Source organism: Williamsia sp. CHRR-6 (assembly GCF_018474015.1).
Lineage (GTDB): Bacteria > Actinomycetota > Actinomycetes > Mycobacteriales > Mycobacteriaceae > Williamsia_A.
Genome location: NZ_JAHCSG010000003.1, coordinates 80,117 through 95,090 on the forward strand (window position 1 = coordinate 80,117; position 14,974 = coordinate 95,090).

Annotated in this window: 13 protein-coding genes; 10 read left to right on the forward strand and 3 right to left on the reverse strand. The window is 66.2% G+C overall.

The window, feature by feature from the left end; translation table 11 throughout:
• Positions 1 to 32: 32 nt before the first annotated feature.
• Positions 33 to 914, reverse strand: a complete 882-nt coding sequence (locus KIK15_RS09250; protein ID WP_214243936.1) for a 3-hydroxybutyryl-CoA dehydrogenase — start codon at positions 912 to 914, stop codon at positions 33 to 35.
• A gap of 246 nt (positions 915 to 1,160) precedes the next feature.
• The gene (gene aceA / locus KIK15_RS09255; protein WP_214243937.1) at positions 1,161 to 2,450 is read right to left on the reverse strand and encodes an isocitrate lyase; all 1,290 of its coding nucleotides are present in this window, start codon (positions 2,448 to 2,450) and stop codon (positions 1,161 to 1,163) included.
• A 409-nt stretch (positions 2,451 to 2,859) separates the two neighbouring features.
• Here aceA and KIK15_RS09260 point away from each other — a divergent pair, with 409 nt between their 5' ends.
• The 9 genes from KIK15_RS09260 to KIK15_RS09300 all read left to right on the forward strand — a co-directional run bounded on the left by KIK15_RS09260 (position 2,860) and on the right by KIK15_RS09300 (position 13,089).
• On the forward strand, positions 2,860 to 4,557 hold the full coding sequence (locus tag KIK15_RS09260) for an alpha-amylase family glycosyl hydrolase (RefSeq protein ID WP_214243938.1): 1,698 nt from the start codon (positions 2,860 to 2,862) through the stop codon (positions 4,555 to 4,557).
• A gap of 347 nt (positions 4,558 to 4,904) precedes the next feature.
• Positions 4,905 to 6,182 (forward strand): ABC transporter substrate-binding protein, encoded by a 1,278-nt coding sequence (locus KIK15_RS09265; protein ID WP_214243939.1) that lies wholly within the window; start codon positions 4,905 to 4,907, stop codon positions 6,180 to 6,182.
• Positions 6,179 to 7,114 carry a carbohydrate ABC transporter permease gene (locus KIK15_RS09270; protein ID WP_374222841.1) on the forward strand — a complete coding sequence of 312 codons (936 nt, stop codon included), beginning with the start codon at positions 6,179 to 6,181 and terminating at the stop codon, positions 7,112 to 7,114. Before KIK15_RS09265 ends, KIK15_RS09270 begins: the two co-directional genes overlap by 4 nt.
• A 62-nt stretch (positions 7,115 to 7,176) precedes the next feature.
• Positions 7,177 to 8,010, forward strand: a complete 834-nt coding sequence (locus tag KIK15_RS09275; RefSeq protein ID WP_250324464.1) for a carbohydrate ABC transporter permease — start codon at positions 7,177 to 7,179, stop codon at positions 8,008 to 8,010.
• Positions 8,011 to 8,104: 94 nt separating this feature from the next.
• Positions 8,105 to 9,532 (forward strand): acetate metabolism transcriptional regulator RamB, encoded by a 1,428-nt coding sequence (gene ramB, locus KIK15_RS09280; RefSeq protein WP_214243941.1) that lies wholly within the window; start codon positions 8,105 to 8,107, stop codon positions 9,530 to 9,532.
• A 36-nt stretch (positions 9,533 to 9,568) separates the two neighbouring features.
• Positions 9,569 to 10,117 carry a carboxymuconolactone decarboxylase family protein gene (locus tag KIK15_RS09285; protein WP_214243942.1) on the forward strand — a complete coding sequence of 183 codons (549 nt, stop codon included), beginning with the start codon at positions 9,569 to 9,571 and terminating at the stop codon, positions 10,115 to 10,117.
• Complete coding sequence (locus KIK15_RS09290; protein ID WP_214243943.1) at positions 10,114 to 10,854, forward strand: class I SAM-dependent methyltransferase; 741 nt, start codon at positions 10,114 to 10,116, stop codon at positions 10,852 to 10,854. The genes KIK15_RS09285 and KIK15_RS09290 overlap by 4 nt, the downstream gene beginning before the upstream one ends.
• Positions 10,855 to 10,980: 126 nt before the next feature.
• Positions 10,981 to 12,174, forward strand: a complete 1,194-nt coding sequence (locus KIK15_RS09295) for a CdaR family transcriptional regulator (RefSeq protein WP_214243944.1) — start codon at positions 10,981 to 10,983, stop codon at positions 12,172 to 12,174.
• A 42-nt stretch (positions 12,175 to 12,216) separates the two neighbouring features.
• Positions 12,217 to 13,089: a glycosyltransferase family 2 protein gene (locus KIK15_RS09300; protein WP_214243945.1), complete on the forward strand. Its 873-nt coding sequence runs from the start codon at positions 12,217 to 12,219 to the stop codon at positions 13,087 to 13,089.
• Between the two features lie 16 nt (positions 13,090 to 13,105).
• On the opposite strand, the gene KIK15_RS09305 is transcribed toward KIK15_RS09300, so the two are convergent.
• Positions 13,106 to 13,984: a DNA-3-methyladenine glycosylase gene (locus KIK15_RS09305; RefSeq protein WP_214243946.1), complete on the reverse strand. Its 879-nt coding sequence runs from the start codon at positions 13,982 to 13,984 to the stop codon at positions 13,106 to 13,108.
• A gap of 185 nt (positions 13,985 to 14,169) precedes the next feature.
• On the opposite strand from KIK15_RS09305, the gene KIK15_RS09310 reads away from it, so the two are divergent.
• Positions 14,170 to 14,718: a hypothetical protein gene (locus tag KIK15_RS09310; protein ID WP_214243947.1), complete on the forward strand. Its 549-nt coding sequence runs from the start codon at positions 14,170 to 14,172 to the stop codon at positions 14,716 to 14,718.
• The last annotated feature ends 256 nt before the right edge of the window (positions 14,719 to 14,974 follow it).

Genomic DNA, 14,974 nt, shown 5'->3' on the forward strand with positions numbered 1-14,974 from the left:
CACGCGGCCGCCCCACGAAGAGGCTGCTGCGGCTACTTCTTGGCCGCAACCTCGTACTGGTAGAAGCCGTGCCCGGCCTTCTTGCCCAGTCGACCGGCCTCCACCATGCGCAGCAGCAGCGGCGGCGGCGAATACAGCGGCTCTTTGAACTCCTCGTACATCTTGTCGGCGATCGCCTTGACCGTATCGAGTCCCACCAGATCGGTCAGCTTGAGCGGACCCATCGGGTGCGCGCAGCCCAGCACCATCGCCTTGTCGATGTCTTCGACGGTGGCAAAGCCGCTCTCGACCATCCGGATCGACGACAGCAGGTAGGGCACCAGCAGGGCGTTGACCACGAAGCCCGATCGGTCGGCCGAGCGCACGACTTCCTTGCCCAGCACGTCGGCGGCGAACTGCTCGGCGCGTGCGGTCACCTCCGGGGAGGTCATCAGCGTGGTGACCAGTTCGACCAGCGGCAACACCGGCACCGGGTTGAAGAAGTGCATGCCGATGACGCGTGCCGCGTTGGCGGTGGTCATCCCCAACTTCATGATCGGGATCGACGACGTGTTGGAGGCCAGCACCGCGTTGGGATCGGTGACGATCTTGTCCAACTGCTGGAAGATGCCGGTCTTGACGGCCTCGTCCTCGACGACCGCCTCGCACACCAGCTGGCGGTCGGCGAAGTCGCCGAGATCGGAGGTGAAACGCAGCCGCCACGAGGCTTGCTCACGCTCACGCTCGGTCAGCTTGCCGCTGCTCACGCCTCGGTCGAGGGACCGCAGGATGCGGGCGCGGCCGGCCGCAGCCAGCTCGCGGGTGGACTCGTACACCAGAACGTCGACATGGGCACGGGCGCACACCTCGGCGATACCGGCACCCATCTGACCGGCTCCGATGACGCCGACCCGCGAAATCTTCTCGCTTGCCATTAGAAGGCTCCTCGACTTGGGAAAATCGTGACTGCTGGAGGGAAAACTCTTGTCAAAGCTTGAGATTGGGCGGCACGTGAGGCTGCTCTACCCAGGTTGTCACAACACCATCTGCGACAACAGGCCCTTGTGCGGGCGGATGCGATCGATACCGAAGAGTCGACGACCGGGGTGGGTGCGAGCGCGCGGCCGCACCCACCTCCGGGTCATCGATCGATCAGGTCGGGCGTAGCGCCCCACCGTTTCCTAGTGGAACTGACCCTCTTCGGTGGAGCCCTTGAGCGCGGCGGTCGAGGTGTTGGGGTCGACCGTGGTGGCGATGCGGTCGAAGTAACCGGCACCCACCTCACGCTGGTGCTTGATGGCGGTGAAGCCACGCTCCTCGGCGGCCTTGAACTCGCGCTCCTGCAGGTTCACGAAGGCGGTCATGCCCTCGCGCGCGTAGCCGTGGGCCAGGTCGAACATTCCGTAGTTGAGCGAGTGGAAGCCGGCCAGGGTGATGAACTGGAACTTGAAGCCCATCGCGCCGAGCTCCTTCTGGAACTTGGCGATGGTCGCGTCGTCCAGGTGTGCCTTCCAGTTGAACGACGGGCTGCAGTTGTAGGCCAGCAGCTGGTCGGGGAACTCGCTGCGCACGGACTCGGCGAACTTCTTGGCCACCTCGAGGTCCGGCACGCCGGTCTCCATCCAGATGAGGTCGGCGTAGGGGGCGTAAGCCTTGGCCCGGGCGATGCAGGGATCGATGCCGTTCTTGGTGCCGAAGAAGCCCTCGGAGGTGCGGGTGCCGTCGAGGAACTCGCGGTCACGCTCGTCCACATCGGAGGTGATCAGGGTGGCGGCCTCGGCGTCGGTGCGGGCGATGATCACCGAGGGGACGTCGGCGACGTCGGCCGCCAGACGCGCGGAGGTCAGGGTGCGGATGTGCTGCTGGGTGGGGATGAGCACCTTGCCACCGAGGTGGCCGCACTTCTTCTCCGAGGCCAGCTGGTCCTCCCAGTGCACACCGGCGGCGCCGGCGACGATCATGGCCTTCTGCAGCTCGTAGGCGTTGAGCGCACCACCGAAGCCGGCCTCGGCGTCGGCCACGATCGGGGCCAGCCAGTTGGAAACGGCGGTGTCGCCCTCGATCTTGGCGATCTCGTCGGCGCGCAGCAGTGCGTTGTTGATGCGACGGACCACCGACGGCACCGAGTTGGCCGGGTAGAGGCTCTGGTCGGGGTAGGTGTGGCCGGAGAGGTTGGCGTCACCGGCGACCTGCCAGCCCGACAGGTAGATGGCCTTGAGGCCGGCGCGCACCTGCTGCACGGCCATGTTGCCGGTGAGGGCGCCCAGGGAGTTGATGTAGTCCTCGTTGTTGACCAGGTCCCACAGGATCTCCGAGCCGCGACGGGCCAGGGTGGCCTCCTCGACGACGGTGCCCTGCAGGTCGACGACCTGCTGGGCGGTGTAGTTGCGGGTCACGCCCTTCCAGCGCGGGTTGGTGTCCCAATCCTGCTGGATCTCCTGGGCCGTCCTCGGCTGCCCGACGTTGCTCATAGCGACTCCATCTTCTCGACTCATTCGGTACCGCCCGCGCACCCGGCGAGTTGACTTCGCAACTCGGTGACATCGACCGGTGATGATGGAGTCAGGTTGCCACAGGGGAAACAAGCTGGTCAACGCGCCGCAGGAGCCAATTTCCGCCAGTCCAATTCCCGTATTTGCGAAGTTTGCAAATTTGCTGTCGGAGCCAGCCCCTCGAACTTACCGCCCGGTAACCCCCGGCATGGCCCCGATGCTGCCGATTCACCGGTCCACGACTCCCTCGACACCGCCGCCGACGCCGGTGTCGACACCGCCTGTGAAACCGGCTGTCCTCGCCGGGACAAAGCTGTCAGTGTGGGCAGCGTCACCGCTCGCATCATCCCGCGAGCCCCCTCACGCCCCACCCGAAAGGTGTGCCTTCATGCCCGACCTCGCTTCCGCATCGACATCGACCGCTGACGCCGCCTGGTGGCGCGACGCAGTGATCTATCAGGTCTATCCGCGGTCGTGGGCCGACGGCAACGGCGACGGACTCGGTGATCTGCCCGGCATCACCGACCGGCTACCACACCTGCGTGACCTGGGCGTGGACGCCGTCTGGCTCTCGCCCTTCTACACCTCACCGCAGCATGACGCGGGCTACGACGTGGCCGACTACTGCGATGTCGATCCCCGCTTCGGGACGCTGGCCGACTTCGACACCCTGTTGAACCGTGCCCACGACATGGGCCTGCGGGTGATCGTCGACATCGTTCCCAACCACTCGTCGTCGGATCACGAGTGGTTCCAGGCCGCCTTGGCCGCAGGCCCAGGGAGCCCAGAGCGGGCGCGCTACCTGTTCCGCGACGGACGCGGCCCCGACGGCGAGTTGCCGCCCAACAACTGGAACAGCGTGTTCGGTGGGCCGGGATGGACCCGGGTCACCGAGGCCGACGGCACTGCGGGCCAGTGGTACCTGCACCTCTTCGACGTCTCCCAACCCGACTTCGACTGGACCAACCCCGAGGTGCGCGAACTGTTGCTCAGCGTGTTGGCGTTCTGGCTCGATCGCGGTGTGGACGGGTTCCGCATCGACGTGGCCCACGGGTTGATCAAGGCCGACGGTCTTCCCGATGCGCCCGACGGCTGGAGCGAGAGCGTAGGTCCGACCAATGCGATGCCGTTCTGGGATCAGCCGGGCGTGCACGAGATCTATCGCAGCTGGCGCGAGCTGACCGACTCCTACCGCTCGCCGAGCGGAGACCGCATCCTGTGCGGCGAGGCGTGGGTGCTTCCCGCCCCGGCACTGGCCCGCTACACCCGTCCCGACGAGTTGCACCAGTCCTTCAACTTCGAGTACCTGATGACCCCATGGCGGGCAGAACGTCAGCGCGACAGCATTTCTCGCACCCTGGCCAGCGCGGCCGAGGTGGGTGCGCCGCAGACCTGGGTGTTGTCGAACCACGATGTGGTGCGCCACGCCAGCCGGCTCGGTTTCGACCAGGTCGCCGACGGGCTGGTGCGGATGGGCGGCATCGGGATCGGTGACCCGCAGCCCGACGCGGCGGTGGGACTGGCTCGCGCCACCGCGGCCACGGCGGTGATGGTGGCGCTGCCCGGCTCGGCCTACCTGTGGCAGGGCGAAGAGCTGGGCCTGCCCGAGGTGACCGATCTCGCCGACGAGGTTCGCCAGGATCCGACGTTCGCCCGCTCCGGGGGCACCGACCGCGGTCGCGACGGGTGTCGGGTACCGATGCCGTGGTCGCCGCAGGGCCCCACGTTCGGGTTCGGACCCGACCGCCCGGATGCCGAACCAGCGTGGCTACCGCAACCAGCGGTCTACGGGGAGCTGTCGGTGGCCGCCCAGACCGGTGTCGAGGGTTCGACGTTGGAGCTCTACCGCACCCTGCTGCGGTTGCGTCGCACCCATCGACTCGGTCGAGGCACGCTCACCTGGCTCGACGAGAACAGCCCGACGGTGCTCTGCTTCCAGGTCGATGCCGGTGCCGGTGCGGTGACGGTGCTGGCCAACCTCGGGGCCGAACCCGTGGCGCTGCCTGACGGTGTGACGGTACTGGTGGCGTCCGGTCCGCTCGACGGCGGCCGGGTCCCCACCGACACCACCGTATGGCTGGCCTGACACCCGCCCACCGTGCCGAAATAGGGCGCCCACCGTGCCGAAACAGTGCGTCCACCGTGCCAAAGTAGGACGCCCACCGTGCCGAAATGCACTCAAGTCCACCAGGCCCCGGACCACCGCCGCAGTCAACGCGAATTACCGCCCAGCCGAACGGGATTGCCGCCCACTCGACGCCATCTTCCGCCCACTCGACGCCATCTTCCGCCCACTCGACGCCGTTTTCCGCCCAGCCGACGCGGTCAAATCCGACGTTCGCCTGCGCGATGAACGATCACGGATCTAGCCTCGAGCTTCAGTGACACCCGTCACAGCCGGGCGGGTGAGTCGAGGTCGGCGGGAGCCAAGTCGTGTCACGAACAACAACCCGAATCGCGGTGCTGACCCTCGGCGTCGCGATGACCGCGTCGATGGTGGCGTGTTCATCCGGCGACGGGGGTACCCCCACCCTCAACTACTACGGCGACGCCTCCAGCCTCGGCATGGACAAGGTGCTGGCCAGCTGCAGCGCAGCGTCCAACGGGCGCTACACGATCCGTGGCAACCTGCTGCCCAGCGATGCCGACGGTCAACGCGAGCAGCTGGTGCGTCGGCTGGCCGCCAAGGACAGCGGCCTCGACATCATCGGCCCCGACGTCACCTGGACCGCGGAGTTCGCCGAGGCCAAGTGGATCGAACCGCTGACCGGTGAACGGGCCACCCGCGCCACCACCGGGGTGCTGCAGCCGCCCATCGACACCGCCACCTGGAAGGGCAAGCTCTACGCCATCCCCAAGAGCACCAACGTGCAGCTGCTCTGGTACCGAAAGTCGTTGGTGCCCAACCCACCCAAGACCTGGGACGAGATGTTCGACCAGGCCGACGCGCTGCGCAAGGCAGGCAAGCCGCACGAGATCGGGCTGACCGCCGCCCAGTACGAGGGTTATGTGGTGGCGTTCAACACGCTGCTGTCGTCCTACGGCGGCACGGTGGTCAACGCGGACTCGACCAGGACCACGCTGGGAAAGCCTGCAGTGCAGGCACTCTCGCTGCTCAAGCGGCTGGCCACCTCTGGCTCGGCCAACGCCTCGCTGTCCAACAGTCAGGAACCGGAGGTGTTCGCGCAGCTGCAGAAGGGCCAGGCGGCGTTCATCCTCAACTGGCCCTACGTGCAGAGCGCGATGACCACCGCCGCCGAGACCGACCCGCAGAGCAAGAAGGTGCTCGATGACATGGCGGCCACCGGCTACCCGCAGGCCGTACCGGGCACCCCGGCCAAGGTCACCCTCGGTGGACGCAACCTCGCGGTCAGCGCGTTCAGCAAGCACAAGGACCTGGCCTTCGAGGCGGCGTTCTGCATGGCCTCCGCAGACTCCCAGCGCAACCAAGCCACCGCCGCAGGCGACGTACCGGTGCTCAAGTCGCTGTTCGACGACCCCGAGGTCCAAAAGGCGTTCCCGCAGTATCCGATCATCCTGCAGGAGCTGAACACCGCTGTGGCGCGGCCCATCTCACCGCTATACCAGAACATCTCGACGGTCATCTCCACCACGCTGTCGCCGCCGAGGTCGATCAATCCAGAATCCACCGAACGGAAACTGGCGAAATCTATCCAACAGGCGTTGGAGGGCAAGGGGATCCTGCCGTGACCACCATCGACACCGCTCCACCGAGCGCCGCGGGATCGGCGGCCCCGGCGGCCGGGCAACCGTCCAGTGACCGGGTGCGTTCGGAGCGCCGACTCGGCCTGATGCTGTGCGCTCCGGCGGTGATCATCATGCTGGTGGTCACCGCCTATCCCATCGCGTATGCCTTCTACCTGTCGCTGTTCCGAGCTGATCTGCGGACCCCGGACAACAACACCTTCATCGGGCTCGACAACTACCAGACTGTGCTCTCGAGCCCCATCTGGTGGACCGCCTTCGGTTTCACCTTCCTGCTGATGGTGGTCACCACCGCGTTGGAGCTGATGCTGGGCATGTTGCTGGCGCTGGTCATGCACCGCACCATCGTCGGGCGTGGCTTGGTGCGCACCAGCGCGCTGGTGCCCTACGCGATCGTCACCGTGGTGGCCGCGTTCTCGTGGCGTTTCGCCTGGACCCAGGACATCGGCTACCTCGCCGGCGATTCGGCCCCGTTGACCGACCGCACCGAGTCGTTCTGGATCATCGTGCTGGCCGAGGTGTGGAAGACGGTGCCGTTCATGGCCCTGTTGCTGATGGGTGGTCTGGCACTGATCCCCGACGACCTGCTCAAGGCTGCGTCGTTGGACGGGGCCGGTGCGTGGCAACGGTTCTGGCGCATCATCGTGCCGATGATGAAGCCGGCCATCCTGGTGGCCCTACTGTTCCGCAGCCTGGACGCGTTCCGCATCTTCGACAACATCTTCATCTTGACCTCAGGCTCCAACAAGACCGCCTCGGTGTCGATCCTGGCCTACAACAACCTGATACGCGGGCTCAACCTCGGGATCGGTTCCACCATGGCGGTTCTCATCTTCTTCACCATCGCCGTCATCGCGTTCATGTACATCAAGTTGTTCGGTGCCGCGGCACCGGGCAGCGGAGAGGGTAAGCGATGACCATCGCACCGGAACGTCCATCGGCCCCTGCCCCGTCTCCTGCTCCCGCGGCCAAGCGACCGCTGGTCTCGATAGACACCCAACGCAAGGTGGGGTGGGGCGGCGCGAGCATCGTGGTGTTGCTCTACGCGTTCATCCCGGTCATCTGGATCATCTCGCTGTCGGTGAAATCGGCCGGCAACCTCAACGACGGCAACTTCTGGCCGCGCAGCTGGACCTGGGACAACTACTCGAAGATCTTCGCCAACAGCGACTTCCTACGCGCCCTGGGCAATTCGATCGGCATCTGCATCATCTCCACGGCCATCGCCCTGGTGTTCGGCATCATGGCCGCCTACGCCATCGCCCGACTCGACTTCCCCGGCAAGCAGGTCATCGTCGGCCTGTCGCTGCTGATCTCGATGTTCCCCCAGATCGCCCTGGTGACACCGCTGTTCAAGATCGAGACAGCACTGGGCCTGTTCGACACGTGGCCCGGGCTGATCCTGCCGTACGTCACCTTCGCGTTGCCGCTGACGATCTACACGCTCTCAGCGTTCTTCCGCGAGATCCCGTGGGATCTGGAGAAAGCGGCGATGATGGACGGCGCCACCCAGTTCGAGGCGTTCCGGCGCGTCATCGCCCCGCTGGCGGCACCGGGTGTGTTCACCACCGCCATCTTGGCGTTCATCACCTGCTGGAACGACTTCCTGTTCGCGTTGTCGCTCACCTCCACCACCAACTCGCGCACGGTGCCCGCAGCCCTGTCGTACTTCCAGGGCGACACCACCTTCGAGAAGCCGACCGCCGCCATCGCCGCCGGTGCGGTGGTCATCACCATCCCGGTGGTCATCGTGGTGCTGCTGTTCCAGCGGCGCATCGTCGCCGGGCTCACCTCGGGCGCGGTCAAGGGCTGAGCGGTCCAGGGCTGAGGGACGCAGGGCTGAGGGGTTCAGGGCTGAGGGGTTCAGGGTCGGGCGCCTCGCCGTCGGGCGGCACTACCCTGAAGCGGTGAGCAAGTCCTCGACCACCGGCAAGGCCTACATCGGTTCGCGACTGCGTCAGTTGCGGTCCGAACGTGGGCTCTCGCAGAAGGATCTTGCCCAGACCTTGGAGATCTCGGCGTCCTACCTCAACCAGATCGAGCACGACGCCCGCCCGTTGACGGTGCCGGTGTTGCTCAAGATCAGCGAGGTCTTCGGCATCGAGCCGGGCTTCTTCACCTCCGGTGACACCATCCGACTGGTCGCCGAGTTGCGCGAGGTGATGATGGATCCCGATCTCGACGCCTCCTTCGACTCGGCCGCCATCACCGAGATGGTGCGCAGCACTCCTGATCTCGCGCGCGCCATGGTCAACCTGCATCGCCGCTACCGCATGGTCACCGACCAGTTGGCTGCGGCCACCGACGGTCGCGGCGACGCCACCCTGCGCGGCTCCATCACCGCACCGCACGAGGAAGTGCGGGACTACTTCTATCAACGCCACAACTATCTGCACGAACTCGACACCGCCGCAGAAGAACTGACCACCCGCATGCGGATGCACTCAGCCGACATCCGGCGCGAGATCACCACGCGACTAGAAGAGGTGCACGGAGTGACCATCGTGCGCCGAGTGGACATGGGCGACACCCTGCTGCACCGATACGACCCCGTGGAACGGCGCCTGGAGATCTCGCGGGCGCTGTCGGCCGGGCAGCGCACGTTCAAGCTGGCTGCGGAGTTGGCCTACCTGGAGTGTGGCGATCTCATCGACCGACTGGTCGACGAGGGCAACTTCACCTCCCCGGAGGCGCGCCGGTTGGCCACCATGGGTCTGGCGAACTACTTCGCGGCCGCCACCGTGCTGCCCTACTCCCAATTCCATGGCGCAGCAGAGGATTTCCGCTACGACATCGAACGTCTCTCGGCGTTCTACCAGGTCTCCTACGAGACGATCTGCCATCGCCTGTCCACCCTGCAGCGACCAAACATGCGTGGGGTGCCGTTTTCGTTCGTGCGGGTGGACCGCGCGGGCAACATGTCGAAACGTCAGTCCGCCACCGGTTTCCACTTCTCCTCCAGCGGCGGTACCTGTCCGCTGTGGAACGTCTACGAGACGTTCGCATCGCCCGGCAAGATCCTCACCCAGATCGCCGAGATGCCCGACGGCCACAACTATCTGTGGGTGGCGCGCACAGTGGAACGCCGCGCCACCCGCTACGGCCAGTCGGGCAAGACTTTTGCCATCGGGCTGGGCTGCGAGCTGCGCCACGCCGGGCGCCTGGTCTACGCCGATGGCCTGGAGATCGGGCCGCAGGCGCGCATCACACCGATCGGCGCGGGCTGCCGGGTGTGTGAGCGGGTGAACTGCACCCAGCGCGCCTTCCCGGCCCTCGGCGCGCCGTTGCAGGTGGACGAGCACCGCAGCACCGTCTCGCCATACCTGGTGGACTGAACCGCAAGTCGCACGCATGCGACTAGCCTCTGGAGCATGACGCAACCACGTGTCGAACCCGGCACGCTCCGCCAGCTCGGTCCGTTCAACTGGGCGTTCTCGCGTCTGGCCGCCCGCGTGATGGGCGTGTCGGACATGCACATCTTCTCCACCCTGGGTCGCACCGGAGGTCTGTTCCGAGGGTGGCTCTACTACTCGGCGCGTCTCATGCCGTTCGGGACGTTGTCGCGCCGCGACACCGAGATGGTCATCATCAGGGTGGCCCACCTCCGCCAGTGCGAATACGAACTGGCACACCACCTTCGGCTGGGATCGCGGGCAGGCATCGACGCAGCCACCGCCGCCGCGATCATGGCGCCCGCACCGGGCGAACCGCACGCCGGGCCCCGCCTCACCGCCCGCGAGCGCACCATCCTGGCCGCAGTCGACGAGTTGGTCACCCGTCGTGACATCGCCGACCCCACCTGGTCCCGGCTGAGTCAGACGCTGCGCCCACGTCAACTGATCGGCCTGGTGATGTTGGTGGGACAGTACGACTCGTTGGCCACCACCATCACCACCCTGCGCATCCAGGCCGACCGATGACATCGGCTCGCGAGCGGGTGCGCGACCTGCTGACCGTGCCGGTGCGCGACGAGTCCCACGGCTACCTCGACGTGCTCAACGCCCCGGCCCCGGCCGAGTCACTGAGCCTGCGGGTGATGCAGAACCCGATCTTCGCCGAGGTCTACGAGCGGGCGTGGCGACCGGTGTTCACCCGCTTGTTCAGCTTCGGCGGCTCGGCCACGGCCGACGCCGACCGCGCCCTGACCAACCGACTCAGTCGGGCCGGCGACCGACTGATCCTCGACGTGGCCTGCGGCCCAGGCAATTACACGCGCCGCTTCGGCGCCTCGCTGCGCGGCGACGGGGTGGCCGTGGGACTGGACTTCTCCACGCCGATGCTGGGACGAGCGGTACTGGACAACACCGGCCCACGGGTGGTCTACGTTCGTGGCGACGCACACGCGATCCCGTTCGCAGACAACACCTTCGACACTGTGGCCTGCCTGGCCGCGCTCTATCTGGTGTCAGATCCGTTGCAGGTCATCGACGAGTTGGCCCGGGTGGTGGCCCCGGGTGGCGAGGTGGCGGTGTTCACCACCGTGCGCACCGGATGGAACGCGGCCGCAGGGCTGCCGATCGTGCGGCGGCTCAGCGGTTTCCGGTTCTTCGGTCGACACGAGATCACCGGCCGGTTCGCCGAGGCTGGTCTGGTCGGGATCGAGCAGACCATCACCGGCCAGGGCCAATTCGTGACCGCTCGCAAGCCTTCGAAGTAGCCTTTATGTGAGGCTGCACACATTTTCTGCCGATCTGTAATCGCGATCACCCACATTTGACTCGTCGGCTAGTCTGATGCACGTCGCCAGTCGGGGAGGACTGGTGCGCGAGGTTCGGGGGTAGCTTTGAGCACGACTGCAACAGCAGATCTGTACGGGACCACCGGTCGCACCATCAATGGTGACCCGTTCGGTGATCCGATTCGGCCGCGGTGGGAGCTGCGTGCGGTCGGCGCAGACCGGCCGATCACCATCATCGACGTCCAGCACACCGTCGCGACCATGCTGCGCACCCTGCGGGCGGCTCTGAGCCCCGACGCGCACGGCGACACCATCGCCGCCGATCTGCGCGCCACCGTCGCCGAGATCTCCGACGCAGCCCGCCGCTGGGCGCGGGCCGACATCCCTCTGACGGGAGCGCTGGCCGAGTTGAGCATCGGGTTCGACACACTGCTGGCCGACTTGTCGGCGACCTGCCGCGACAACCGGTCGCTGCGGGCGGGCACCACCCGCGTGCTCAGCATGCATTCGCAGGTGTCGGGCGCGATCGCCATCTCCTATGCCGATCACACGGCCGACTCCACGCCCGACGACATCGGCTGTCAACGGCGCGCATTGGCCGACGCCCTGCTGCTGGGCCGCGCCGAGGTGCGGGAGGTGGCCGCCTTCGACATCCCCGTCACCGATCGGTGGCAGGTGATCGCGGTGTCGACCACACCGTTGGTGGGTCCGCGTCGGGTCAAGGGATCGCTCACCGAATGCGTGCACGATGTGCTGGGTAACCACGTGTTGCCACTGCTCAGCGACAACGGCGGCAGCATCCTGGTCCCCATCTCCTGCGATGCCGACATAGTCGGCGACGCCCAGCGCACCGAGATCGCCGAACGGGCAGGCATCGACCTGGTCTTCACCTCGACAGTCGGGCCCGCCGAGACGCTACCGGCGATGGCCGAACAGAGCGACGTGCTGGTGGACCTGACCCGCGGCATGGGCGTGACGACCGGGTCGTTCACTCTCGACGATCTTGCGGTGGAGTACCAGATGACTCGCCCGGGGCCGGGCCGGGACCGACTCACCGCTCTGATCGCCCCGCTGGGAACCGAACCCGAGCTGTTGCACACGCTGCGCACCTACCTGGCCAGTGGACTCGACCGTCGCGCCACAGCCAAGGCGCTGGCCGTGCACCCCAACACCGTCGACAACCGGATGATCCGCGTCGCCTCGATCCTTGATCTGGACCTCGCACGGCCCGAGGCGATGGTGTTGATCCGATCGGCCCTGTTGGCCGAGAGCAGTTGCGGGCACCGGCCCTCACGCTGATCTGAATGTGGTTTTCCCGGGTGAGTGACCTAGGCTCGGGCCGTGAGTCTCTCCGTTGTCATGCCCGCGTACAACGAGGAGGCGGTGATCGGTGCGTGCCTCGATCGCATCCTGCGCCAGGGCGATGCGGTGGCCGAGGTGATCGTGGTCGACAACAACAGTGTCGACCGCACCGCTGACATCGTCGCGGCGAAGGCAGCCCAGGACCCCCGCGTCAGGTTGGTCGAGGAGAAGCGCGCCGGGGTGTCCTACGCGCGCTACACCGGCTTCGCCGCCGCCCGCCACGACGTGATCGTCAGCGTCGACTCCGACACCATCGTCGGTGACGGTTGGGCCCAGGCCATCGACCACGCCTTCGCCGCGCACCCTCAGCTCACCGCCGGTACCGGGCCGATGATCATGCACGACCTACCGCTGCAGGGCCGCTTCGCACGACGTCATGCCCGGCTCTCGGCGCGGGCCGCCGCACGGTTGGTCACAGGCAAACTGACGCCGCTGCCTGCGTTGAGTGGAGCCAACTCGGCCATTCGCCGCAGCGCGTGGGAGCAGATCCGCGAGAAGGTCACCTACCGCCGCGACGTGTTCGAAGACCTCGACCGCAGCCTGCATCTGCGCACAGCCGGGCACACCATCACCGTCATCCCGGGGATGGATGCCACGGTCTCGGGTCGGCGCCTGCTCTCGGGTCCACGCGACTTCCTGCGCTACGCCGCGTGTGGGCCGCGCACGTACGCCCTGCACGGCAAACGTGTCATGGCCGCCGTCGCCTGGTTCACCTCACTGACCGCGGTGGTGCGGCTGACCATCCTGCTGCCGTTGCATCGTGCGTGGGATCCACAGACCCGGTCGTATTCGTGGAAGCGTCTGCGCACCGCCGAGGTTCGCGACTCCCCCATCGCCGCGGACCTGGAATGACGCCGGCACCCGGCCATCAGAACGATCGGTAGTCGCGCACCGACATCTTGGCGCCGCGGCGCGGCGGTCGCGAACCGAACAGCTCGATCAGCCGGACCACCCGATAGCGCTGTCCAGCATAGGGTTTGAGTAGTTCCAGCATCCCGTTGTCATCGGTCACCGCACCGGTGAGGGTGTAGCCAACGTTCTTGCAGACGTGGTAGTCGCCCACCGGGACCACATCGGGATCGCCCACGGCCCGACAGCGGATCTCCGACTCGGTCCACCGTCCGACACCTCGCAGGGTGGTCAACCGGTCGGCATGGGCCTCCACGTTCATCGCCACGGCACCACGCACCGTGTGCATGCGCACCGGCTCGGCGCCGGCCCGATGCCATTCCCAGCTGGGAATCTCCCGCCACTTCTGTTGCGGAGGGGGCACTCTGAGATGTGGCGCACCTGGAGCGGGGGTGCCGAAGGTCATCAGAAGATGCCGCCAGGCCCGCCACGCTTCCTTGCCGACCACCTTCTGTTCCAGCACTGCAGGCACCAACGCCTCCCACACCCGATCGGTGCGTCCCAGCCGGATACCCGCGGCGCGCTTTTGCAGACCGGCAACCACGTCGTCGTGAGCCACCAGTTCCTCGGGATGATCGTCAGCACCCAACAGCGCGGGCATCGTCTCCAACAACCACGAGCCCCCTGCACCCCAGGCGTGCCCGGTGACCACCCCGTCGCGGCGGGTGATCGCCAGGGTGCCGGGTCCATCGGGGGTGTGGCTGGTCCGCCAAACCGAGCCGTCGTTCTCGAACCGCATGGCCGGATCGCCGGGACCCCGCCGGTGCAGCGCCAGGCAGGCCCGGATGTTCAGCGGCCAGGGCGGGCGCCACTGGCGGGTCTGGTCACCCTCGATCACGGTGCGAGCGTATCGAGCCGCCAGCGCGCCGGCACCTCGCCGCGGTGAGGTGCTGCGGTGGTGTGCCGCGCTCAACAATCTTGTCGTCACCGAATAAGGGAAGAAAATGGTCAGAAAAAATCAGACAAATGCACTTATTCATTTTTTTCGGGCGTACTCGGATTGTTATCGAATAACCCTACGAGGTGGCCGATGTAACAGAACTGTGCACCGCAGGGGTGGCGGCTCCGCGCTATCTTCTAAGTATGAAAAATACGGTACGAACTACCACCATCCACACCATAACCCTGCTCACCACTGCGCTGATCGCAATCTCAGGTGCATTCTTCGCGGGGTCAGCCAACGCCGCAGTGGACGCCTTCGCCAAGGGCTCACACTTCTTCTTGCTCACCAACAAGGGCGAGACTGCCTACTACTACGAAGTAGTCTATTCTGCCAAGAACGACCCCAACAACGTCTACCACAACTGGGAAGGCTATCTCTCCGCGTTCAAGGGTCGACAATTGGGAGCGTGGACCGGCGGCACCGCCGACGATCAGATCGATGTGTATCTGTCGAAGGACTATATCGGCCTGGGCGCTGTGCAGTCCCGGACTGTCGGCCAGCGGATCGTCTATCACTACACGATCGACGGCAACTCGAACATCTGCTTCCTCGACCGCTTCCTGAGGAAGGCCACCGTCGACTTCAGCACAGCCGACTCCGGCGGGGCCAGTCCCTGCACCGCTTACTGACCCACGACTGACGACAAGCAGACCGCACCCGACCGACGACAACAGCGAGGGGATAGGCGCAACTCGTGCGCCTATCCCCTCGCTGTTGTTGTCGCTGTTGCAGCCGAAGCCACTGCCGCTGTCGCTGTCGCTGTCGCTGTCGCAGGGAGGATCCGCAGGCCGGTCATCGCAGACGCCCAGGGTCAGCAGCACCTCGATCGAGGTGCTTCGAAGCATTGATCAGAAATATCGAAAAATATGCAGAAAGCCGATATCA

Bases quoted from the DNA above. Each gene is read 5' to 3' on its own strand.
- KIK15_RS09250 (WP_214243936.1), bottom strand. From the start codon at position 914: ATGGCAAGCGAGAAGATTTCGCGGGTCGGCGTCATCGGAGCCGGTCAG.
- aceA (WP_214243937.1), bottom strand. From the start codon at position 2,450: ATGAGCAACGTCGGGCAGCCGAGGACGGCCCAGGAGATCCAGCAGGAT.
- KIK15_RS09260 (WP_214243938.1), top strand. From the start codon at position 2,860: ATGCCCGACCTCGCTTCCGCATCGACATCGACCGCTGACGCCGCCTGG.
- KIK15_RS09285 (WP_214243942.1), top strand. From the start codon at position 9,569: ATGACGCAACCACGTGTCGAACCCGGCACGCTCCGCCAGCTCGGTCCG.
- KIK15_RS09290 (WP_214243943.1), top strand. From the start codon at position 10,114: ATGACATCGGCTCGCGAGCGGGTGCGCGACCTGCTGACCGTGCCGGTG.